This is a genomic window from Jeotgalibacillus campisalis (genome assembly GCF_000829515.1).
In the GTDB taxonomy this organism is placed as follows: Bacteria; Bacillota; Bacilli; order Bacillales; family Jeotgalibacillaceae; genus Jeotgalibacillus; species Jeotgalibacillus campisalis.
Map to the genome: position 1 here is coordinate 19,198 of NZ_JXRR01000011.1, position 23,088 is coordinate 42,285.

General features: G+C 40.3%; 18 protein-coding genes. 13 read left to right on the forward strand and 5 right to left on the reverse strand.

What is annotated here, in order from left to right; genetic code table 11:
* Positions 1-18 precede the first annotated feature (18 nt).
* The 3 genes from mscL to KR50_RS05935 form a co-directional block, all read right to left on the reverse strand.
* Positions 19-432 (reverse strand): large conductance mechanosensitive channel protein MscL, encoded by a 414-nt coding sequence (gene mscL, locus KR50_RS05925; RefSeq protein ID WP_269746063.1) that lies wholly within the window; start codon positions 430-432, stop codon positions 19-21.
* Between the two features lie 34 nt (positions 433-466).
* Complete coding sequence (locus tag KR50_RS05930; RefSeq protein ID WP_041056121.1) at positions 467-1,267, reverse strand: alpha/beta fold hydrolase; 801 nt, start codon at positions 1,265-1,267, stop codon at positions 467-469.
* Between the two features lie 141 nt (positions 1,268-1,408).
* Positions 1,409-1,747: a CHY zinc finger protein gene (locus KR50_RS05935; RefSeq protein WP_041056123.1), complete on the reverse strand. Its 339-nt coding sequence runs from the start codon at positions 1,745-1,747 to the stop codon at positions 1,409-1,411.
* Positions 1,748-1,895: 148 nt separating this feature from the next.
* Between KR50_RS05935 and KR50_RS05940 the strand changes: the two genes are divergently transcribed.
* Positions 1,896-3,647 (forward strand): sensor histidine kinase, encoded by a 1,752-nt coding sequence (locus KR50_RS05940; protein ID WP_041056125.1) that lies wholly within the window; start codon positions 1,896-1,898, stop codon positions 3,645-3,647.
* Between the two features lie 2 nt (positions 3,648-3,649).
* A complete protein-coding gene (locus tag KR50_RS05945) occupies positions 3,650-4,375 on the forward strand; it encodes a LytR/AlgR family response regulator transcription factor (protein WP_041056128.1) in 726 nt (241 codons plus the stop codon).
* 73 nt (positions 4,376-4,448) lie between these two features.
* Here the strand turns inward: KR50_RS05945 and KR50_RS05950 are convergent, their stop codons facing one another.
* Positions 4,449-4,646: a hypothetical protein gene (locus KR50_RS05950; protein ID WP_041056131.1), complete on the reverse strand. Its 198-nt coding sequence runs from the start codon at positions 4,644-4,646 to the stop codon at positions 4,449-4,451.
* Positions 4,647-5,553: 907 nt separating this feature from the next.
* Here KR50_RS05950 and KR50_RS05955 point away from each other — a divergent pair.
* From KR50_RS05955 to KR50_RS05965, 3 genes are all read left to right on the forward strand, one after another.
* Positions 5,554-7,011 (forward strand): carbon starvation CstA family protein, encoded by a 1,458-nt coding sequence (locus tag KR50_RS05955; RefSeq protein ID WP_041056134.1) that lies wholly within the window; start codon positions 5,554-5,556, stop codon positions 7,009-7,011.
* Positions 7,012-7,185: 174 nt separating this feature from the next.
* On the forward strand, positions 7,186-7,743 hold the full coding sequence (locus KR50_RS05960; protein ID WP_041056137.1) for a methyltransferase family protein: 558 nt from the start codon (positions 7,186-7,188) through the stop codon (positions 7,741-7,743).
* Between the two features lie 19 nt (positions 7,744-7,762).
* On the forward strand, positions 7,763-9,259 hold the full coding sequence (locus tag KR50_RS05965; protein ID WP_041056139.1) for a phytoene desaturase family protein: 1,497 nt from the start codon (positions 7,763-7,765) through the stop codon (positions 9,257-9,259).
* Between the two features lie 42 nt (positions 9,260-9,301).
* Here the strand turns inward: KR50_RS05965 and KR50_RS05970 are convergent, their stop codons facing one another.
* Positions 9,302-10,831: a glycine betaine uptake BCCT transporter gene (locus KR50_RS05970; RefSeq protein ID WP_041056142.1), complete on the reverse strand. Its 1,530-nt coding sequence runs from the start codon at positions 10,829-10,831 to the stop codon at positions 9,302-9,304.
* Positions 10,832-11,212: 381 nt separating this feature from the next.
* On the opposite strand from KR50_RS05970, the gene rsgA reads away from it, so the two are divergent.
* The 8 genes from rsgA (at position 11,213) to KR50_RS06010 (ending at position 23,057) form a co-directional block, all read left to right on the forward strand.
* The gene (rsgA, locus tag KR50_RS05975; RefSeq protein ID WP_041056145.1) at positions 11,213-12,289 is read left to right on the forward strand and encodes a ribosome small subunit-dependent GTPase A; all 1,077 of its coding nucleotides are present in this window, start codon (positions 11,213-11,215) and stop codon (positions 12,287-12,289) included.
* An 816-nt stretch (positions 12,290-13,105) separates the two neighbouring features.
* The gene (locus KR50_RS05980; RefSeq protein WP_041056149.1) at positions 13,106-14,116 is read left to right on the forward strand and encodes a LacI family DNA-binding transcriptional regulator; all 1,011 of its coding nucleotides are present in this window, start codon (positions 13,106-13,108) and stop codon (positions 14,114-14,116) included.
* 87 nt (positions 14,117-14,203) lie between these two features.
* A complete protein-coding gene (locus tag KR50_RS05985) occupies positions 14,204-16,312 on the forward strand; it encodes an amylo-alpha-1,6-glucosidase (protein ID WP_041056294.1) in 2,109 nt (702 codons plus the stop codon).
* 61 nt (positions 16,313-16,373) lie between these two features.
* Positions 16,374-17,630: an ABC transporter substrate-binding protein gene (locus KR50_RS05990; protein WP_041056151.1), complete on the forward strand. Its 1,257-nt coding sequence runs from the start codon at positions 16,374-16,376 to the stop codon at positions 17,628-17,630.
* A 73-nt stretch (positions 17,631-17,703) separates the two neighbouring features.
* Positions 17,704-18,603, forward strand: a complete 900-nt coding sequence (locus tag KR50_RS05995; protein ID WP_041056153.1) for a carbohydrate ABC transporter permease — start codon at positions 17,704-17,706, stop codon at positions 18,601-18,603.
* 15 nt (positions 18,604-18,618) lie between these two features.
* Positions 18,619-19,446: a carbohydrate ABC transporter permease gene (locus KR50_RS06000; RefSeq protein ID WP_041056156.1), complete on the forward strand. Its 828-nt coding sequence runs from the start codon at positions 18,619-18,621 to the stop codon at positions 19,444-19,446.
* 748 nt (positions 19,447-20,194) lie between these two features.
* The gene (locus tag KR50_RS06005; RefSeq protein WP_041056159.1) at positions 20,195-21,199 is read left to right on the forward strand and encodes an SIR2 family protein; all 1,005 of its coding nucleotides are present in this window, start codon (positions 20,195-20,197) and stop codon (positions 21,197-21,199) included.
* The gene (locus KR50_RS06010; RefSeq protein WP_041056161.1) at positions 21,183-23,057 is read left to right on the forward strand and encodes an ATP-binding protein; all 1,875 of its coding nucleotides are present in this window, start codon (positions 21,183-21,185) and stop codon (positions 23,055-23,057) included. The genes KR50_RS06005 and KR50_RS06010 overlap by 17 nt, the downstream gene beginning before the upstream one ends.
* The last annotated feature ends 31 nt before the right edge of the window (positions 23,058-23,088 follow it).

A 23,088-nucleotide genomic window follows, 5' to 3' on the forward strand; every position in this document is an offset into this window, starting at 1 on the left:
ATGAAAAAATCCACTGGATTAGTCCAGTGGATTTTGTTGTGGATCGGGTGTTTGTTCTTTTTTTAATAGGTCACGGATTTCACGGAGGAGCTCGGTTTGGGGGTCTGGAACAGGGACTGGCTTCTCTTCTTCTTTTTTGCTTTTAAATCGGTTAAGTAGTTTGATAAATAGAAAGATAGCAAAGGCAATAATAATGAAATCAATGACAGCTTGGATAAAAAGACCGTACGTAATCACAGCGTCGTCAACTGGAAATGACATATTTTCAAATGAGATTCCGCCGAGCAAAATGCCCATAATAGGGGTAATGATGTTGTCGACAAGTGCTGTGACAATTTTACCGAACGCTGCGCCAATAACCACGGCAATGGCTAGTTCCATCACGTTGCCTCTCATAGCAAATTTCTTAAATTCCTTCAGCATGATATTCACCTCCTGAAATAAAAATAAAACCATCTGAATCCAATCAGACGGTTCTAGATGAACGAATCAACGATTCAATTTCTTTAATATACGCAATTGTCTTTTCGTTATATGTCTGAGGCTGATCAATATTGCATACATGTCCTGCTTTTTTGATGGTGATTAGACCAAGAGTTGAATCGCGGCGCACAAGTTCTTCTACCGGTGCCCGGAACAAATAATCTTCTTCTCCCATGATAAACATAGTAGGAAGTCCGTTTGTTTCGATTTGCAGACGATCCAGGTAGGGGTTAATCACTTTTGTAAGTGAAAACCAGCGGATAAATTCTTTTTGGCACATTTTTTTAGCTGAATTCACAAAAGCAAGACGAGATTCTTCATGAGAACGGTTTGGCATGATGATCCATGCAAAAAGCTTATATAGAAGCATATATGGCACAAATTGTTTTGTTGTGCGTCCGATCCACAGCAAAAGCTTTGTGCGGATGTCGAGCTTGATAATCGCTCCGCTGAGTACTAATGAACTAACATACTCAGGATGATGAGTGGATAATGTCTGAACCACAATCGTTCCAAGCGAAACGCCGACGAAATGTGATTTTTTTATGGATAGATGGTCAAGAACATCAATTACTTCTTTAGAAACTTCTATAAAGCTGTCGCCTTTTTTCCAGCGGCCTCGCTCTGACTGTCCGTGTCCTCTTAAATCGACTACCAGCACGTTAAAATGCTTTCTGAATTCCTTAATTTGTTTGAACCAGATGCTGGAACTTCCTCCGGCACCATGAATGAATGTAACCCAAGGCAGAGCAGAATCGGATGTATATGAACGGTAATGTAACAATTCGAGTAGCTCCTTTAATAGTAATCCTATTAATCTAACCATGTTTAATAGGTAGATTACAAGATAGAATATGAACTTGAACAAAAATTCATAGAAAGGACAAAAGTCAGGGACACGATATGTGCATATACTTTTCCAGGCTTAATCCTTTTTTAATTCAAAGTAATCCGCAGCATGCAGGCTGCAGCCTGGATTAAACAGGGCTGAGCAGGCAGGACATACGGAATGGCACTGAAGATAGTCATTTATCGTTAATTCTGTACCACAGGCTCCGCAAAATATAGCCTTCTCATTAAATAAAGATGCCGGCCAAACGGAGTGGTTTCCGCAACCCTTTAAATCATGACAGCTTTTACAAGGATAATAGGTATCGCAGCAATAAAACTTAATTGCAATAATATCTTTTTTTGTATGGTAGTGGACACAGCGGGTTTCCTGATCCAGGACTTCACCCATAATCTTTTTGCCGTGACTGTACATAGTCAAAATACCCTCTTTCTTACTACTATAATCTTAATCGTAACACATTCTGATAGAGAAGCGTTTCATTAGTCTATTATAACAGTATGGTTATCCCTTATAGTGATGGTATGATGGCGTTATCAAGATAGAGAAAAGAGGGAATAAAATGCTGGTTTTGGCAATGATTGAACGGCTGGGGATCATCGTAACGGTGGCATTTATTTTAACTAGACTGCCTTTTTTCAGAAGGTTATTTGATCCTCAGTCCACCATCAATGCAGGGCAGCGTCTTTTGCTCGTTGTAATTTTCGGATGCTTTGGCATCATTGGAACATATACAGGGATTATTGTAAACCCGGTCGAAGATTCGATGGATCGGTGGACAAGAGTACTCAGTGAGGATGAAGCAATCGCCAACTCGAGAGTTCTTGGTGTGGTCGTGGCAGGCCTTCTTGGCGGCTGGAAGATCGGGGCAGGAGCGGGAATCATAGCCGGTGTGCACAGAATTTTTCTTGGAGGCTTTACTGGGATAGCCTGCGGGATCGCAACGATTGCAGCAGGGTTTATCGCCGGCTTGATTTCATCAAAACAAAAAAAGAATAGAATTGTTACCCCTCAAGTAGCTTTTTTAGTAGGAGGATTTGCTGAAGCCATCCAAATGCTGATTATTTTAGGCGTTGCAAAGCCTTTTGACCGGGCTTTTGCGCTTGTTCAGGATATTGGGGTACCCATGATTATAGCGAACGCAATAGGGACAGCCATATTCGTTTTAATCATTCGAAGCGTAATTCAGGAGGAGGAGCGGATGGGAGCAGTTCAATCACAAAAAGCGCTCCGCATTGCCAATCTCACTCTTACTCATATGAGAAAAGGGCTGACACCCGTTTCAGCAGCAGAAGTATCGTCTATTCTATATCAGGAAATTCCTTCACTTGCAGTGGCGATTACCGATCGAAAGCAAATTCTTTCCCATATTGGGGACGGTGCTGATCATCATCAAAGCGGACTCGAAATACGCACCGAAGCCACTAAATACGTTATCGCAACCGGAAAAGGACAGACCGTGGGCCGTGATGCCATCGGCTGTAATGAAGCAAGCTGCAATCTTCAGGCTGCAGTGATTGCTCCTTTGAATCGACAGGACCAGACAATTGGGACGCTGAAAGTTTATTTTTCTTCTCAACGGATGATTTCCCCTATCATGCTTGAACTTATTTGGGGATTATCCACACTGCTAAGTCATCAGCTTGAAATTTCAGAGGTTGAAAAGCACCGGGCACTGGCAAAAGAAGCAGAGATCAAGGCTCTGCAAGCACAAGTAAGTCCGCATTTTCTATTTAATGCACTCAATACAATCGTCTCCTTGATCAGGACGAATCCGGACAAGGCACGGAAGCTGCTCATCTCATTATCCTCCTTCTTCAGGCAAAATTTAGCCGGAGCTACAAAAAACTTTTCGACACTCAGGGAGGAAGTCGATCATGTGAAAGCCTATTTAGCGATAGAAGAAGCAAGATTTTGTGATAGGCTGACGGTCTATTATGAACTAGAAGAGGGAACGATGAGCAGTAAAGTTCCTTCCATGACCCTGCAGCCTCTTGTTGAAAATGCAATTAAGCATGGCTTGAAACACAAATCCTCTGATGGGAAACTGATTCTGTCGAGTACCCGTATAGTGGATCAAGTCCATATTACTGTAAGCGACAATGGAACCGGCATTGGGCAGGATCGGCTTGAAACTCTTTTATCCTCTCCTGTTGCCTCCGTAAGCGGAACGGGGATTGGACTTCATAATGTTCATACCCGCCTGATCAAAATGATTGGAGAAGAATCGGGTCTTCAGTTGAAATCAACGATAGGAGAAGGGACAGCTGTTTCGTTTAAAATAAAGGTGAATGAAGAGATGGAGGAGGTGTAAAAGTGGAGCTGCGGACAATCATCATTGACGACGAGCCACTTAGCCGGCAGGAATTGGTTCACCTGCTAAAAGAACATCCCGAAGTAGCTGTCATTGGAGAAGCCAATTCAGCTGAAAAAGGATTAGGGCTAATTTTAAAAGAAGAACCAGATGCTGTTTTTTTAGATATTGAAATGACAGGAATGAGCGGAATTGATTTAGCAGAAACACTTCAAAAGCTGAAGAATCCGCCTTTAATTATTTTCGCAACGGCCTACCCAAACTATGCGGTTAAGGCGTTTAGACTAGACGCAGTTGACTATTTATTAAAGCCTTTTGATGACATTCAAGTGGCTCAAACCGTAAAAAAGCTTTTGCTAAAAAAGCAGTCAGCCATCCCTCCTGCAACGAAAGCAGCTCATGGAAAGCTCGCGGTGCAGGGGGAGGACCGGATTTACTATTTAGAGCCGGAAACGATTCTCTATATTTACCGTGAGGGACGCGATACGTTTATTGTGACGGAGAAAGAGAAGCTTTCCTCCAAAACACCCTTAAAAGAATTCGAGCAAAAATTAAACGGTTATACATTCTTCAGAGTACACAAAGGATACCTCGTAAATATCAGCAAAGTGGAAGAACTGGTTTCCTGGAGTACAAGCGTCTATCAGCTGAAATTAAAAAACAGCAGTGATCATATTCCGGTCAGCCGAAACTATGTGAAAGAACTGAGGGAAAGACTGGAGCTTTAAGAAGAAGTTACTTTGTTGAAGTCATGCAATTAATATCTTAATAATGCCAAATAAATTGACAACCTTTTTTTATTCAAGTTGAGCTGCTTCTTCTTTTATAAAACAATATTTTCCAAATGATAATAGCAATTATAATGAAAGAAATAGTTAGCAAGGCTTTTCCTGCAGTAGAAAACTCAAGGTAATAATTGTTCATAAAAATGGCAATAACAACAGAGACTACAACAAGAAATTTTAAAAGAGATAAACTCTTTTCAGTTGCACTTTTCATTCAACAACTCACCGCCAATTCTAAAAACCTTTGTCAATTAATGACTAGTGCTTTTTATAATCTTGAAGATAATTCACTAAATACGTTGAACATATAAATATTTTTTTACAAAATATACTATTAATAACCAAATTACCCTGCGTTTAGACTGTTAAACTATGTGTCTAAAGTTTTGCCTTAAAAAAGACAATTAAGTATAGTTATTTGTTGAAAAAGGAATTTTCATCGCTGAAAAATCACCTATTATGGGTGCAAGGTCTTGGCCAAGGTCAAACATTTGAATCTATACGAAGATTTTTATGAAGTACAAAAGAATAGGTTCATTGTAGTGGAAGGCGTCGACTCCAGCGGGATGAAGCGGGAAGGGTGAGACACTACAGATGCGAAAGCATCAAGGTGGCTCACCTCCCGCCCCGCTAAAAAGTGTACGCCTGAAACGGAAATGAACCGGTCCCCTTTAAAATAAATAACAAGAGTAACAACTTCTGAAGATCAAATCTCCACCTGATTTTTATTCACTTTATACATTAAATTTAAAAAGAAAAATGACTTTCCCTTTGTGATAAGTCAATTTTCTTTTTTTATACCTTAGCGAAAGAATAGGTTCATAGAAGCGGAAGGCGTCGACTCCTGCGGGACGCAGCGGGAAGGGTGAGACAGAGAAGATGCGCAAGCATCGAACGGCTCACCTCCCGCCCCGCGGAAAGCGTACGCCTGAAGCAGAAATGAACCGGTCCTCATACAGAATGTATGTAAAACAAGCGGCTAGTTCTTTGAATGGGCATTTTTTAACCAACTATATGAACATCTTAACCTTCATTTTCGTCACGTTGACCAAGGATCAGCCCAAAAACAGAAAAAAGAACGTATGATGTAAGCGGATACACTATTATGAGGAGGAAAATAAATGGTTACCTTTCTCGCAGCAATCGTCATACTGATTATAGGTTATTTTACGTACGGCAAGTTTGTGGAAAAAGTATTTGGCGTGAAAAATGAACGTCTTACACCAGCGTATTCTCATGCAGACGGCGTTGATTATGTTCCAATGGATACGAAACGAAATTCCATGATTCAGCTTTTAAATATAGCAGGAGTTGGACCCATTTTCGGTCCAATCATGGGAGCTCTTTACGGCCCGGTCGCTTTTATCTGGATTGTGTTCGGCTGTATTTTTGCAGGAGCTGTTCATGATTACCTTACCGGGATGATCTCCATTCGAAACCGGGGCGCTCATTTGCCGGAGCTTGCAGGAAAGTTTTTAGGAAAAGCGTTTAAACATGTTGTCAATGCGTTTTCGATTTTATTATTGCTTCTTGTCGGAACGGTTTTTGTCACAGCACCCGCAGCGCTGATCGCAGACTTAACACCAGCGTGGATTTCAATGGGTGTTATAATTGGAGCCATTTTTATTTACTATATTGCCGCTACGATGTTGCCAGTTGATAAGATTATCGGACGTCTCTACCCGATTTTTGGTGCGCTGCTTGTCGTTAGTGCACTTGGAGTAGGTGGGGCACTAGTTGTTCAGGGGCATCCGATTCCGGAAATCACACTTCAAAATATGCATCCGGGCGGACTGGCTGTCTTTCCATTATTGTTTTTAACGATTTCGTGCGGAGCGCTTTCAGGCTTCCATGCAACTCAATCACCAATCATTTCAAGAACGACTCAACAAGAAAACCAGGGACGCAAGATTTTTTATGGCATGATGATTTTAGAAGGAATTATTGCGATGATCTGGGCAGCTGCAGGAATGGCGCTTTTCAGCGGTGAAAACCTCAATGAAATTCTTGCTGCCGGCGGACCTGCTGCAATCGTTCGCGAAGTCTCTATCACCACACTTGGTGCAATTGGAGGAACACTTGCTATTATTGGTGTCATCGTCCTGCCTATTACGTCAGGGGACACAGCTTTCCGAAGCGCAAGAATGATCATTGCCGATTACATCAAGGTTGGGCAAAAGAAAATTATGAGCAGAATCTGGATTGCTCTGCCATTATTCGTGTTATCAATTGCTCTCACTCAAATCGATTTTAATATCCTGTGGAGATATTTCTCCTGGGCAAATCAATCAACGGCGATGATTGCACTATGGGTCGGCGCTATGTATCTGGCTCTTCAGCGGAAAAACTACTGGATTGCCATCCTGCCTGCAATGTTTATCACCATGGCAACCTTTACCTATATTTTAAATGCGGAAATTGGATTAAGGCTTCCGATTGAAGTAGCCTATGGTGGAGCAGCCTTAATTACCATCGCTTCTGCTGTCGCGTTCTTTATGACAGTGCGTGCCAGACTTGCAGCGAGTGATTCAGGTCTTCATCCGATCGTTGTTGATGAAGACTTAAACAAAACAGCTTAAAGTAAACTCAAGAAACCTTCCGCTTACGGGAGGTTTCTTCTTATCTAAAAAAGGAAATAGTAAAGAAGGGAACTCTTAGAATTATTTATATAAGAGCTGCCTATTATTCATTGTTTTGTTTCAGAATGTTCTATATATTAAAAGAGAGAAACAAAGAGGGATGTGACGGATTTTATGACCATCCTCGATGGACTGTTTATCCTGGTAAGCTTCATTTGGATAAGTGAATTTTTACTATTTCGAAACCGGGGAGTAGGAAAGGGAGACTCGCTGGAAACACGCAGTTTCTTGCTTATTTTCACCGCATTGTTTTTTACGATCATAGCAGCCTTAACTCTGCAGGAATTCAGAGAAATTGTTTCCTTAGTCGTTCCAATGAAGGCAGCAGGAATCATCCTTTTCTCAATCGGAGTTTTCTTAAGGTTTTGGGGAATTACGCATTTAAAGGCGCAGTTCACCAGACATGTGACGGTTAGAGAAGGAGATGAAATTGTAAGCAGCGGCCCCTATAAAAGGCTTCGTCATCCCCTGTATACAGGCCTTCTGTTTATCGCAGTCGGCATGGCGCTTTATTTTACCAGCCTGATTGCAGCTGTGATCGGTGGATTGTTAACAGGCTGGATGCTGTTAAAACGCCTCAGGTACGAAGAAAAGCTGCTTATCGGAAAATTTGGAACAGATTATGAAGAATGGATGAGCCATCGGGCTCGGTTGCTTCCATTTATATATTGAAAAGAGTAGGGGTGGAATGATGGAAAAGAAAAAAGCATTAGTCATTGGTGCAGGATTAGCAGGTATGTCTGCGGCAATCCGTCTTCATGCGGACGGATACCAGGTGCAGGTGCTTGAGAAAAACAGCAATGTAGGAGGCAAGCTTAACCAGCGCAAAGGCAAAGGGTTCACTTTCGATACAGGACCTTCCATTCTGACAATGCCCTGGGTGCTTGAACAGCTTTTTTCAAGTGTCCACCGAAGGGTAGAGGATTACATACCAATTGAGAGAATTGAGCCGCAATGGCGGACATTTTTTGAAGATGGCGTTCAGCTTGATGTGACCAGCGATCTTCCAAATTTGATCAGTGAAATGAAGAAAGTTGAAAACGGTTCGGCCAAAAGCATAACGGAATTAATCAATTATGCTGAAAATATGTACGAGCTATGCATGAAGAGCTTTTATAAGTACAGCCTGGCAGACCTGAAAGATTTAAAGAAGCACCATACCTTAAAAGATCTACTCGCTATGGATCCGATGAGTACAGTGGCAGAGGGTACAAAAAAGCGATTGAACAACCCGCATCTTGAGCAGCTTTTTAACTTCTTTGTCATGTATGTAGGCTCAAACCCTTATCAGGCACCTGCTATTTTAAATCAGCTGATTTATGTGCAGCTTGGACTTGGTATTCATTATGTGACAGGTGGAATGTACAATATTGCCGTTGGAATGAAAAGACTGATGGACGAGCTGCGCGTTGATGTGAAGGTAAATGCACCGGTGGATCATTTAGTGCTTGACGGAAAAGCTGTTACAGGCGCAGTAACAGAGGATGGCACTTATTACAAAGCAGATGTTGTCGTTTCAAATCTGGAAGCGATACCTGCCTACCGAAACCTTGTACCAAAAAATCAGGCGAAAAAAGAAGCGAAAAAATTAAACAAGACGTTTATGCCAAGTGTTTCTGGCCTTGTCCTTCTTCTTGGTGTGGACCGCAAATTTGAAAATCTTAAGCATCACAATTTCTTTTTCTCAGAAAATCCGGAAAAAGAATTCCATGATATTTTTGAAAAAGGAATACCATCCGATGATCCTACTGTTTATATCGGAATCTCTGCACGCTCTGACGATACACAGGCACCTCCAGGCAAAGACAATCTATTTGTCTTAACACATGTACCGCCTTTAAAAGAAGGGGACCACGGAAGGTTCGATTGGGACCAGTACAGAGAAATTGTGTTAGATAAACTGGAACGAATGGGCATGACAGGACTACGTGAATCCATTGAGTTTGAATACCGCTTCACACCGGAGGATCTGGAGGAACTATACGGACCGAACGGCGGATCGATTTATGGTGTAGCATCAGACCGCAAGAAAAACAGCGGCTTTAAGATACCTGCTAAAAGCGAACTTTACGAAAACCTTTATTTTGTAGGCGGCTCTACCCATCCGGGTGGCGGCGTACCGATGGTTACATTGTCAGGACAGCTAACAGCCGATCTGATTCGTCAAAATCAGCCAGTGGAAGTATAAAAAAAACGCCGGTCTTTTTCTAATGAAAAAGCCGGCGTTTTTTTATTTGTTTTTACTTTTAGGACTTGGTACATCTTTTCTTAATAATTTGAATAAGGTGTACACCATCAGGATAAGAATCACGGTAAATGGCAGGGCGGATATGAGTGATGCCGTTTGTAAGCCTTCAAGACCGCTTGCGATCAGAAGGACGGCTGCGATTGCCCCCATTAGGACACCCCAGATAATTCTGACAGTCAGCGGAGGATTGAGACTTCCGTCTGTTGTCATACTGCTGATGATATACGTTGCTGAGTCAGCTGATGTAACCAGAAAGGTTAGAATCAGCAGAATCGATAAGGTAGATAAAATAAAACTTAGCGGAAGCTCATCAAATGTTACAAACAGCGCACTCGTGACATCATTGTTTACCGCCTGTGCAATAGACGTTCCTTCAAATAAGTCAAAGTGCAGAGCAGTTCCACCAAATACGGCGATCCAAAGTAAGGCGATTACAGGCGGAATAATAAGCACGCCTACAACAAATTCTCTAATGGTTCTTCCTCGTGAAACCCTTGCAACGAAAGCTCCGACAAATGGAGACCATGCGATGGCCCAGGCCCAGTAGAAAATGGTCCAGTCAGTTACCCATTCTCCCCCTTGGTAAGGTTGAAGACGAAGACTATAACGAATGAAATTTTGCAAGTAATCACCCAGTCCAAGTGTAAACGTCTCGAGAATAAAGACTGTAGGACCAAAAATAAATACAAACAGCATAAGCAAAAGGGCTGTCCCCAAATTAATATTGCTCAGCCACTTAATTCCCTTATCAATACCAGTGGAGGTGGAAATTAAGAATAATGCAGTCAAAATGATAATAATGACGACTTGGACAGTAGAGTTATTCGGCAGTCCGAATACATTATTTAAACCACCGTTAATCTGGAGAATTCCGAGGCCAAGTGAGGTTGCCACCCCCATTATCGTAGCAATGACGGCTAGGATGTCAATCGTCTGATTCAACGGTTTTTTATGCCGCCCTTCTTTAATGATAGGTGATAAAGTCGTTGAAATCAGGCCATTTTCCTTCTTGCGGAATTGAAAATAAGCAATGATGAGTCCTACTACTGCGAAAACAGACCACTGACTGACTCCCCAGTGAAAGAAGGAATAGCCCATCGATAATCTGGCGCCTTCTTCAGTTAATGGTTCCGTATCCGCATAGGGAGAAATGAAGAAGTGACTCATCGGTTCTGCTACTCCCCAAAAGACAAGACCGACACCAAAGCCAGCAGAAAAAAGCATTCCGATCCAGGTGAAAAATGGATACTCCGGCCGCTCTTCATCCCCGCCAAGCCGTACTTTTCCGTAGCGGCTAAACGCCAGAAATAGTAAGAAAAGAACAAAGAAGAAGACTGCCAGCAAATAAAGCCAGCCAAAAGATTGCGTAGTAAAAGCGAAGACTTGATTAGCCCCTGATTCAAAAAGTGAGGGGGCGATGGCTCCAAATAATACTAATACGGCAATGACTGATGCTGAAACGATGAAGACTAAATTAAATGATTTACCCTTACCCTCTGAATTTTTTTTCATGATTACTCCTTTCAAAAATTTTTGTATGTAAGAGATAGATTACCTCTGTATACCCTTCCCTTATGACCTTAGTACTAAACAGAAATACTTTCAGAATATTTTTTCAAGGGGGTGGAGGGCAATTATCCGAATAAATCGAAAAATTAATTGCATAAAAGGATGCCATTTCGTATAATGAAAAAAACAAATGGAAAGGGTGAGGTGCTATGAGTAAACAATTTAACTTGTTCATTGGAAACTCGTGTACACAACCCGTCCGGCTTAAAGTCGGTCCATATTAGGACAGCTCCTGCTAATTAAGTAAGCTGAAGTCCACGGGTTTGTGTACGCGATTGTACATGGATCCGTGGTTTTTTATGCATAAAATTAGGAGGAAGAAAATTGACTAGAACAAAAAATGAATCTTTAGTACGTATAGGATGGAATAAAGAATGGCAGGAAAAGGCCGAGGCCTACCCAGAACTTGTTCCAGGAAGAATTGTAGTGGAACATAAGCGTCTTTACAGAATAGAAACGTCAAAAGGATTGCTGATTGGGGAAGTATCGGGTAAATTCCGTCATGCGGCTGAGGAAAGAGAAGATTATCCTGCCGTAGGAGACTGGGTCATGCTGACACCGTTTCAAGGTGAGGAGAAAGCAATCATTCATGCCATCCTGCCACGAGTCTCCAAGTTTTCTCGGAAAATGGCGGGAGAGACGAGTGGAGAACAAATTGTCGCAGTTAATATAGACACAGTTTTTCTGGTTATGGCGTTAAACCAGGACTTTAACCTGAGACGACTCGAACGCTACTTGCTTTCTACCTGGGAAAGTGGTGCGAATCCTGTGGTTGTCTTGTCAAAATCTGACCTCTGTGAAGAAGAGGAAATACTTGATAAAGTGCAGCAGGCAGAAACAGCAGCATTAGGGGTGCCGATTATTGCCTGCAGTACGGTCAATGGACACGGTGCAGGCGGGCTGCTGGAACATGTTAATGAAGGTGCAACTGTGGCAGTCATGGGCTCATCAGGAGTCGGCAAGTCCTCCATTATAAATTTCCTGCTGCAGGAAGATAGAATGGTGACGCACGAAATTCGAGAAGGCGATGATAGAGGAAAACATACGACCACACATCGTGAATTACTCAAACTTCCATCGGGTGGAGTTATGATCGACACACCTGGAATGAGAGAGCTTCAGCTTTGGGAATCTGAAGGAGGGCTTGAGCAAGGCTTTCGCGACATTGAAACGCTTGCCTTGAATTGTCAGTTCAGAGACTGCAAGCACGAAAACGAACCGGGCTGCGCAGTTGCTGAAGCGATTGAAGACGGGACGCTGGATGCAAGTCGTCTGGCGAGCTACAGAAAGCTGCAGAAAGAACTGGCTTATATGGAGCGGAAATCAAACAAGCGGGAACAGCTTCTTGAAAAGAAAAAGTGGAAGAAAATCAGTCAGTCTCAGAAAAATATGAGGAAATAAGGAAGCAATAGGTTAGATCTTAAAAAAGTCCTCTTTTAATAAAAATTACTAAAACTTTATTGATATTTTTATATGTTGAAAGGGCTTCCTGATATATGGAAGTCCTTTTTGTTGGAAGTAATAACTGCTGCAATTATCTCAACCGCTAGTGAATAATAGGTTAATATTTCTCCTAGTCTAGTTAATCTATTTTGTTAAAGAATAAATTCAAAACTATTTGTTCTGGCACAATTTATTGCATATTTTAGATCCAATTGAAAAAGCAATTCATCCATTATTTGACGGTAATAAAATTATGAAACGGATTCATCTGTACGTATTATCTTTTGTATATCTTCTTTCTTGATCTATTCTGTAGCATGTTGAATCTGATTAGATGGTATAAGGGCAAATACTTCACTAACCTGCGTAATTTTATTTTAATAGAATAGGTTCATTGTAGTGGAAGGCGTCGACTCCAGCGGGATGAAGTGGGAAGGGTGAGACCATGCAGATGCGACAGCATCAAAAGGGCTCACCTCCCGCCCCGCGGAAAGCGTACGCCTGAAACGGAAATGAACCGGTCCCATTACCGAAAAATTTTCCTGGGTTTTATATCTATTGCTTTTACTATGAGTAGATTAAATTTTAGGCCTTAATTAAAAAAGAAACGGAAGCAGATACTAAAATGGGGACTATGAACAAAATCTCCTTAAAATCCGTCTTAATTATTCTATTAATAATCTTTTAAAAGAGTTTAATTAATACTTGCAATCGCTTTCAATCTATTTTATAATTCTAAACAAGACAACACCCGAAACGTTTTGGAGGTTTAAAATGGCAACGATTAAAGACATTGCTAAAAAAGCAGGTGTTTCCATCACAACCGTTTCGCGAGCGCTAAACGGGTACTCGGATGTAAATGAAGACACAAGGAAAAAAATTGTTGAAACTGCTAAGCTATTAAACTATTCACCTAATACCATCGCCCGCAGTCTGGTGATGAAAAAATCAAAAACGATCGGCTTGCTTGTATCAGGTTTTATTAGAGAGAATGCAAAAGACAATTTTACGATTGAAGTCATGACCGGAGTGAATGACTATGCTTCCCAAACGGCGTATGACATTGTACTTTTCACAACAAATTCGTCCAAGCAGCGTGAAAAAACCTATACGCAGCTATGCAAGGAACGAAAAGTAGATGGTGTCATTATCCAGGGAATCAGGACAGACGATCCTTATTTGGATGAAGTCATTGAAGGAGAGATTCCGTGCGTACTTGTAGACATTCCGAAAATCGGCAAGCACGCGGGCTACGTATCTACCGATAATTATGCTGGAGCATGGGAAGTGGGCGAATATTTAGCCGGACTTGGCCACACCTCGATTGGCATGGTTAATGGACATGAATTTGCTTTTGTGAGTCAGGAAAGATTAAAAGGCTTTAAAGATTCTCTGATCCAAAAAGACATTAAACTGTCAGATGATCGAATCAGCAATGGAGATTTTACCGAAGAGAGCGGAGGCCGTGCCGCACTTCAACTGCTTGAAGACAATCCCTCCACTACGGCTATCTTTTGCGCCAGTGATTTGATGGCAATCGGGGCAATGACGGCACTAAAAAGTAGGGGGTATCGTATCCCTGAAGATATATCCATTGTGGGCTACGATAATATATTATTATCAAGATATGTCCAGCCAGGTCTAACGACTATTTCACAGGATACATATGGTCTGGGCTATGAAGCAGCTAAACTGCTGATTGATATGCTGGATCATGAAGGAGAGCCCAGAAAAACAATTGTGTTACATGAATTAATGGAACGTGACTCAAGTGCGAAAGTATAGCGACAACCGATAAATGTTGCCGAATATCAATCTTGAGTTTCTTTTTTGAAAAAATCCGAAACGTTTCGGATGATTGGAGCTGCTGACATGAACTACAGAGTAATTAAAGAAGATGATTTATTTTTATTGAGTGATGAAAAAGGAGATATAGTTGGAAATCATCCATACGAGCTTGGTTTATATACTAAGGATACGCGATTTCTCAGCACAATGAAGCTGCTTGTTAATGGAGAATCACCGATCGCGCTACATTCGGACGGGGGAGAAAATTACCGCTCATCCATTCTTTTGACCAATCCCCATCAGGAAAATGAAGCGGGACTCTTACTATGGAGAGAATCGATTCAATTTGAACGGACGAGATTTATATCTGAAGGTGTTTTGTATGAAAAAGTGAAAGCAACCTCTTACTTCCCTAAGAAGGCGGCCTTTAGAATCGCAATGGAAATGGATGCCGATTTCCTTGATATGTTTATTGTCAGAGGCTTTCAAAACGGGAAAACAGGAAGCCGTGGAGAAACAGCGATGGGCGATCAGGAGATGACGTTTACCTACAACGGAAGTGATCAGATTGAAAGAACGACCGTTGTTAAATGGGACCAGCCAGAGCAGGAACTGCGCAGCGGCTACGTCGGTTTTGATTGGGAGCTGCAGCATGGAGAGTCAAAAGAAGTAACCTTCAAGATTGAAGCACTGCATGATCAGGAGAAAAGCAAAATGCAGGATGAAAACGACGCGCTAAACAGCCTGAAGAAGTCGTATGAAGAGTGGAACGGATCTCTTCCAAGGATAGAAACTGATGTAAAGCAGCTTGAAAAGCTTGTACAGCGGGGGACAGATGACCTCAGAGTGCTTCTGACTGATGTAGGTTTCGGTTCATTCCCTGTAGCAGGGCTACCTTGGTTTGGCGTTCCATTCGGAAGGGACAGCCTCATTGCCGCCCTTCAGCTGCTGCCATTTAATGCTGCGGTTGCAAAAGGGACGTTGTTAACAATGGCGCATTATCAAGGAACAAAAGTGGATGCCTGGAGAGATGAACAGCCGGGGAAAATCATGCATGAAATTCGTTACGGTGAATTAGCGAATACAGATCAAATCCCATTTGCTCCGTACTATGGAAGCGTAGATTCTACGCCGCTTTTCCTCATGCTGCTTGTTGAGTATGTGAACTGGACAGGGGATGTGTCGCTTGTTAAAGAGCTTCGTTCCACTATTGACCGTGCCATAGACTGGATCGATGAATATGGGGACCGTGACGGCGATTTGTTTGTAGAGTACCATCAGGAAGCGTCGAAAGGAATTGCCAATCAGGGCTGGAAGGATTCAGGCGATTCGGTAGTTCACCGCAATGGTGATTATGCAGTCTCACCGATTGCGTTAAGTGAAGTACAGGGATATGTGTACCAGGCTAAAAAAGGAATCGCTCAGATTTTTACTCAACTCGGTGAAACAGAAAAAGCAAATCACCTGGATCTAACAGCAGAGAAACTGAAGAAGAAGTTCAATGAAGCTTTTTGGATGGACGATGTTCAATTTTATGCCATTGCATTAGATGAAAATAAAAATCAGGTAGGAACCATTACCTCTAACCCGGGTCATCTTCTTCAATCGGGTATTTTATCGGATGATCGTGCCAAAAAAGTCGCTCAAGTACTTGTAAATGAAAAAATGTTTTCTGGCTTCGGCATTCGGACAATGGCAATTGGCGAGGCCGGCTACAATCCGATGAGCTATCACGATGGCAGTGTCTGGCCGCATGATAACAGCATGATTCTGCTTGGTATGGCGAAATCGAACTTGCCTGAAGAAATGAGTCAAGTCGTTCAGGGATTGCTTGATGCTTCCCACCATTTTGAATATAACCGTCTGCCTGAATTGTTCTGCGGTTATGATCAATCATTAAATACCGTGGTGCCGTACCCGGTGGCTTGCTCGCCTCAAGCATGGGCGGCAGGAACCCCGCTTACTTTTGTGCAGTCACTGCTTGGGATTTTCCCGGCAGGTTTAAATAAAAAAATTGTACTTAGTCCGTCACTGCTTCCGTCCATGGATGAATTGCATATAACGGGTCTGAGACTGGGTGATGGCATCTTGTCTGTTTCACTTATACGCATCGAGGGCAAGACCGAAGTCAATGTAAAGGAAAACACAACAGGGTGGGAGATTAGTCAACAGCTCGAAACACCAGCTTTATAATCAAAAAATCTATTGGGAACGGCTGCCGTTTCCAATAGATTAAAAAAAGGGGAGAACGAACATGGAAAAGAAATGGATCTCATCAGTCAGTTTGTCTTTATTGCTTGCAGGAAGTGTTTTAGCAGGATGCAGTACAGATAATGGAGGAGAAGGCAGTGGAGGAGACAGCGGCGATAAAACGACGGTCACACTTGCCGGCTGGGGAGGAAACCCTACTGAACAAGCTCTTCTTGAAGAAACGCTTGCCGATTTTGAAGAACAAAATCCGGATATTGATGTAAAGCTTGAAGTCATTGCGGATCAATATATGGATGTCATGAAGACTCGTCTGATTGGCGGAGAAGGCCCGGATGTCTTTTATCTTGATGCCTTTGAAGCTCCTGCAATGATTGAAACTGGCGTCATAGAGCCTCTTGATGAATATGTGACAGATGAATTTGAGGTAGAGGACTTTGAAGAGCCGCTGCTTGATGCCTTTAAACAGGATGATGTAACGTATGGTTTCCCAAAAGACTACTCCACTTTAGCTCTTTTCTACAATAAAACAATGTTTGAAGAAGCAGGCGTGGAAGTGCCAACAACATGGGAAGAAATGATGGAAGTATCGAAAGCGCTTACCAAAGATGGCGTCTACGGCTTTGGTGTAGCACCAGAGCTTGCACGCCAATATTATATTGCTGAATCACTTGGCGGCAGTGTAGTAGAAGACAATAAAGCAAACTTCGGCAGTGAAGAAGTCATTGAAGCACTTCAGCCGGTCATCGATCAGCACAACGTAGATAAAACCTCCGCTCAGCCATCGGAAGTTGGAGCATCTTCCGGCGGTGATATGTTTGGTCAGCAGCGTGCTGCGATGGTTCTTGAAGGCAACTGGAATATTCCTTATCTTGCAGAAACCTTCCCTGATTTAGAATACGGTACAGCTGAAGTTCCGACTGTAAATGGGGAAAAGGGAACAATGGCGTATACCGTTGCTTATGTAATGAATGCTGCATCTGAGAAAAAAGAAGCGTCATGGAAATTGATTGAGTATTTAACTGGTAAAGAAGGCATGGAAACGTGGACAAGTAAAGGGTTTGCACTGCCAACACGTAAATCAGTAGCAGAAAAGCTTGGCTACGCGGACGATGAGCTTCGCGGTTCGCTAGTAGCTGGTGCAGAATATGCTACGGTTTGGGCTAACGGAACCAACCTTCCAATCATTACAAATAACTTTAACAATCAATTTATTAGTGCGTTCTTAGGAGATCGTCCTTTAGATGAGGCATTAAAAGAGGCCGAAGAGCAGGCAAATAGTGAAATCGGTTCAGAGGAGTAACAAATAAATTTTAAAAGATAAAGCTGACGAAGGAATCCGTCAGCTTTATTCTTGAACCCGGGAGTGACATAAGATGAACCGAAAATACAGCAAACGTTCGTTACAAGAAGCGGGACAGGGATACTTTTTTATGTCCCCTACCATTTTTGTTTTACTGATCTTCATATTGGGACCTATTTTCTATGCGATTTTTCTTTCGTTTAACAATGTCCGGCTGCTGGGAGAAACCTCCTTTGATTTCGTTGGATTAGCCAATTATGAGCGTGTGTTTGATGACAGAAGAGCAGGCATTGCTTTATGGAATACGTTTAAATACGTGATCATCGTGGTGCCTTGTCAAACCATTTTGGCCATCGTTCTGGCTGCTACATTAAATGCTGGTATGAAGGGAGAAAAGTTTTTCAGAATCATTTATTTCCTTCCAACTTTAACATCATCTGCCGTCCTTACGCTGATTTTTATGTGGATGTACAACAGAGAAGGTCTTGTAAATTTCGGGTTAGAAAAAATCGGCTTGCCGACCTATGATTTTATCGGCGACCCGAATGTAGCTCTGACAGCCATAATGATCATGAATATTTGGGCCACAGCACCATTTTTTATGGTAATCTATCTGGCAGCCCTTCAGGATATACCAGATTCTCTTTATGAAGCGGCAGAATTGGACGGAGCAGGACCGATCAGGAAATTCTGGTCCATTACGGTTCCCCATCTCAAACCCATTACATCATTTGTAGTGATAATGAGTGTAATTGGAACCTTTCAATTATTTGATCAATCGTATATTTTTTCAGGCGGCTCAGGCGGACCGGATAATTCAACGCTTACCGTCGTGCTGTTAATTTACCAGTATGCATTTAAATCAATGGACACAATGGGCTATGCAGCCGCAATCGCATTTGTTCTTGCCATTGTTATCCTGGTTTCAACACTCATTCAGCGAAAGCTTTCAAAAGAAGAAAATCTCTATTAGGCAGGTGGACGTAAAGTGAAGAAAAAATTGAGCATTGGAAAGATCTTTTTATACATTATTTTGTGCACCTATGCAGTTGTGACACTTATTCCATTTTTATGGGCGCTGTCCTCTTCCTTTAAGCCGCTGTCGGAAATCGTAAGTGGAGCGATTAATTTTATTCCCCAGAACTTCACGTTGGATAATTATCGCCAAATTTTTATTGAGCAGGAATTGTTCCCTCGCTGGATGTTTAACAGTGTATTTATAGCAACAGTAGGAACAGGTCTTAATATCTTGTTTAACTCAATGGCAGGCTACGCGCTTGCGCGGCTGGCGTTTCCTGGGAAGAAAGGTCTCTTCATCATTATTTTGGCTGTATTAATGATTCCAGCACAAGTAACGATGATCCCTAACTATTTAATTTTGCGTGAATTTGGCTGGTTAAACAGCTACCAGGGAATGATTGTTCCTTCTATGATTAATGCGACGTTTATTTTTATGATGAGACAATTCTTTGTCAACTTTCCAAAAGAGCTTGAAGAAGCTGCAGCCATTGATGGACTCAGCCGGATTGGCACGTTTTTCAAAGTGGTGCTGCCTCTTGCAAAGCCGGCTCTGGCTGCACAGGCGATCTTTGTTTTCATGGGCTTCTGGAACGACTTCATGCGTCCGTTGATCATTATGACAGATTCAAGTATGTACACACTTCCACTTGGATTGAATACGTTTAAAGGTCAGTTCGTCAGCTACTGGAATTATATTATGGCCGCTTCTATGGTCTTCACACTGCCGGTGCTGCTGATTTATGCCTTTTTTAATAAATACTTCATTAAGGGCTTGTCTCTTACTGGAGGAAAGTAAGACATCGATTCATTTACAAAACATTAATAGGATTATTAATATATCAGCGTTTACAAACCTTTAATGACTCAAGTTGGTTCAAATTATTAATTATTACTACAATGAATTTAACAGACTTAAAGCATCAGCATTCTGCTGCTGCTTTTTTTTTTGGAATTAATTGCAGATTATAGTTTTGATTCATTTAATTATTGTTATGCTCCAACCTTCACAACTTCATTACTATAAAAATCTAACATATTACTTCCCCACCTCTAAGAAGAAATGCAGATATTAAATAAAAAGAGAAGATGTTTTAAAGGTTAAACACGTAAAACAAAAAATGTTATTACAACTTAGAGATAAGTATTTAGATAAAGAATGGTAAGAGAAAAAAGCAGATGAAAAAGTAAATTTATATAGAATATCAAAGTAAATTGATGGAAAATAGAAATAAGGAAGTGAATCACGCTGATTCCCCTGAGTATATTTATAAAGGACAAGCTAAAGACATAATATTTAAAGAAAAGTTAGAAATATGCTTTGAAAATCTGTTCTCCCGACATTGAATTTGATGAAAAAAAACTTGCAATGAAATTATTCATCAATGATGAATATCATTTCCACGAAGAAGGAATTTGAAACAGACGAATATATTAAAAAGAAGTTCTTCAAAAAATAATCTTAATAGTTAGTTTGTTATTTAAGTTTAAAATTCTAAAAATTAATGACTAGGTAGTAGTTGATATCAAGATTGGGGAGTATGAAAATGAGCGAAGAGATGGAAAAACAATTGAGAAAACTAGCAATCACAAAACAACTTAATTTTCTTTTAGGGTCAGGAGTGTCAGTACCAGCTATTCCATTAATGGGAAAATTTCATGATATAAGTGGCAAGTCGGCTAATGAGCAGTTGCTGGAACGAGTTCAGGAAGTTAGTAATAAATTATTAACAAAAAGCAAGTGTGAACTAGCTGATAAAGATATGTATACAGTTTTGGAAAACTATCAAAAATTTATAGAGAGCGTTGTTTCAATATTGAATTTGTCAAACTCTCGCCAGATATCTAAAAATGTAAATATATTTACGACTAATTATGATTTATATATTGAAAAAGCAACTGATCATATTTTAAAAAAATATAAGTTAGTATTTAATGATGGATCTAGTGGGTACTTTGATCGCTATTTAGACAGTTCAAATTATAATCGAATGGTTTCTTATAAGGGGTTAAATGATAATTATATCAATGAAATCCCATCTTTAACATTGATAAAGCCACATGGATCAATAAATTGGGAAAAACAAGATGAAAACATTTTAATAAAAAATGAAGTAGTTGATGATCCAGTTATTGTTAAACCAGACGGTTATGAAGCATCAACCACTTTTGAAAGTAATCACTTTCATGAAATGTTACGTATTTTTCAAATGGAGTTAGATAAAGCACAATCCGTTTTATTTGTTATAGGATTTTCTTTTCAAGATAAACATATTGCAAAAATGGTTAAACGAGCAGTACAGAACCCAGAACTAATGGTATATGTATTCGGGTACACTGATAGTGATAGGCAAATTTACTTGAATAATCTGAATTTTGAAAACGAGAGGTTCAACTTCAAAGTATTGACACCTGAAAATTTCGATGATGAGTATAAGAATAAGAATATTGACGGTGACCAAAGTGAATGGTTTAGCTTTACTCTACCGAATCTAACAAATATATTAAATAGCACTAAATTGGAGGATTCCAAAGATGACAAAGCACAGTAAGAGATTAGGTGTGATTGTAGGGGTGGAAGGTAATGTATCTCAGGTTGGTATGTACCATATGTCTAATGATGCAGAGTTTATATGGTATGGAGATATCTTAACAGGACCAAAGGTTGGTGCATTTTTAACTATTAATCAAAATGAAGTGAAAATTATTGCAACAGTTTCTACAGAAAAAATTATAGATCAGCAAAATACAATTAAAAGTACCGAATTCGATAATCGATATACTAAGAATTCTATTAATCGTATAATCACTCTAAAAGTAAAAGGAGTAATTAGTGAAGGTGAATTTCAAGTTACTAGTAAATATGTTCCTATGATTGGTAATGAAGTTACTTTAACCACGCATGAAGAGCTTAAAATTATATATGGAGTTGAAATAACAAAATTAACAATTACTATTGGAGAGTCAATCTTAGAAGGACAACCAATTCAACTCTCCATTAATAAATTTTTTGCGTCACATATAGGGATTTTTGGGAATACTGGTAGCGGAAAATCGAATACATTACATAAGCTATTTTTAGAACTTTTTAGATCTAATTATTATCAACAAATTATTCAGAAGTCGCAGTTTTTTATCATCGATTTTAATGGAGAATATATAGGGGAAGGCATGTTTGGTGTGGATGAATCACATAAAGAAATATTTAGAGTTAATACTAGGAACGAAGGTCAGGGACGTAAATTGCCTATAAAAAAAGATTATTTATTCGATCCTGACATTTTAGCAATATTGTTCGACGCCCGTCCTGCAACTCAAATACCGTTCTTACGAACAGCACTAAAAACTTTTAATGAAAAAATAAATGATGGGGATAGCTTTGCGGGTATTGAAATAGGGTTATTACTATCAATCATTAAAGGAGCTAAAAGCGTCAGTGATGACGCACTGGATAACTGGATGGCTGCTGCTGAAAGTGTAGGTATTGAAAAAGAATATTTTAGTGGGCTTGAAAGTAATTTCACAAAAAATTCATTTGGTAATTTAGTAGTGACGTCAGGAAAGGGAAAAGTGATTCTTAAAGAAGGACAAATAACACCCGATGGAAAAAGAGAGCTTAAAATTGATGAATTGAAGGTGAAACTTTGTAACATATTTACTGATGCTACCCCAATTCAAAAACTTAACTACTTTCTGCAATTTCAGAGAGTTTACGTTTCTGCATGGAAATCGGCTAATATTGAACATATTAACCCGTTATTTAATCGAATAAAAACATCGTTTGATAGTCTGGAAAAAGTTATTGAAGTTCACGAAGATGTTTCTGGGAGATACAAGACAATGAATATCATCTCTCTTGTAGATGCAAATCAAGCCATCACTCGTTTGATTCCTATGCTAGTATCAAAAATGATATATGATGATCAACGATTTAATGTTGCAGGTCAAAACATTGATCGAACAAAACATTTGATTATTGATGAAGCCCATAACATTTTAAATGCTGCCTATAGGAATAACGGTGATGATTGGCAGGATTATCGTCTATCTGTATTTGAAGAGATTATCAAAGAAGGTAGAAAGTTTGGTTATTATTTGACACTTTCAAGTCAACGACCTGCTGATATTTCACCAACTATATTATCACAAACACATAACTATCTTATTCATCGTTTGGTTAATGAGAAAGATTTGCGAATGTTAGAGAATACAATGCCAACACTAGATAAAAGCTCGTATCAAATGATTCCTAGTTTAGGAAAAGGTGAAGTAATTATAACTGGGAATGCAATGCAAGTTCCGGTATTTGTCAAAGTACCAAAGGAAAAAAACATACGTCCTAATAGTGATGATGTCTTGCTTACAAAGTTATGGAGAAATACATCTGATTCCACTGAGCCTATTGCCTAGCAATTATGGGATTTATGAGTTAGAGAATTCA

Coding starts and splice junctions, on each gene's coding strand:
- KR50_RS05935 (WP_041056123.1), bottom strand. CDS start 1,747: ATGTACAGTCACGGCAAAAAGATTATGGGTGAAGTCCTGGATCAGGAA.
- KR50_RS05940 (WP_041056125.1), top strand. CDS start 1,896: ATGCTGGTTTTGGCAATGATTGAACGGCTGGGGATCATCGTAACGGTG.
- KR50_RS05950 (WP_041056131.1), bottom strand. CDS start 4,646: ATGAAAAGTGCAACTGAAAAGAGTTTATCTCTTTTAAAATTTCTTGTT.
- KR50_RS05955 (WP_041056134.1), top strand. CDS start 5,554: ATGGTTACCTTTCTCGCAGCAATCGTCATACTGATTATAGGTTATTTT.
- KR50_RS05960 (WP_041056137.1), top strand. CDS start 7,186: ATGACCATCCTCGATGGACTGTTTATCCTGGTAAGCTTCATTTGGATA.
- KR50_RS05965 (WP_041056139.1), top strand. CDS start 7,763: ATGGAAAAGAAAAAAGCATTAGTCATTGGTGCAGGATTAGCAGGTATG.
- KR50_RS05970 (WP_041056142.1), bottom strand. CDS start 10,831: ATGAAAAAAAATTCAGAGGGTAAGGGTAAATCATTTAATTTAGTCTTC.
- KR50_RS05980 (WP_041056149.1), top strand. CDS start 13,106: ATGGCAACGATTAAAGACATTGCTAAAAAAGCAGGTGTTTCCATCACA.
- KR50_RS05985 (WP_041056294.1), top strand. CDS start 14,204: ATGAACTACAGAGTAATTAAAGAAGATGATTTATTTTTATTGAGTGAT.
- KR50_RS05990 (WP_041056151.1), top strand. CDS start 16,374: ATGGAAAAGAAATGGATCTCATCAGTCAGTTTGTCTTTATTGCTTGCA.
- KR50_RS05995 (WP_041056153.1), top strand. CDS start 17,704: ATGAACCGAAAATACAGCAAACGTTCGTTACAAGAAGCGGGACAGGGA.
- KR50_RS06005 (WP_041056159.1), top strand. CDS start 20,195: ATGAGCGAAGAGATGGAAAAACAATTGAGAAAACTAGCAATCACAAAA.
- KR50_RS06010 (WP_041056161.1), top strand. CDS start 21,183: ATGACAAAGCACAGTAAGAGATTAGGTGTGATTGTAGGGGTGGAAGGT.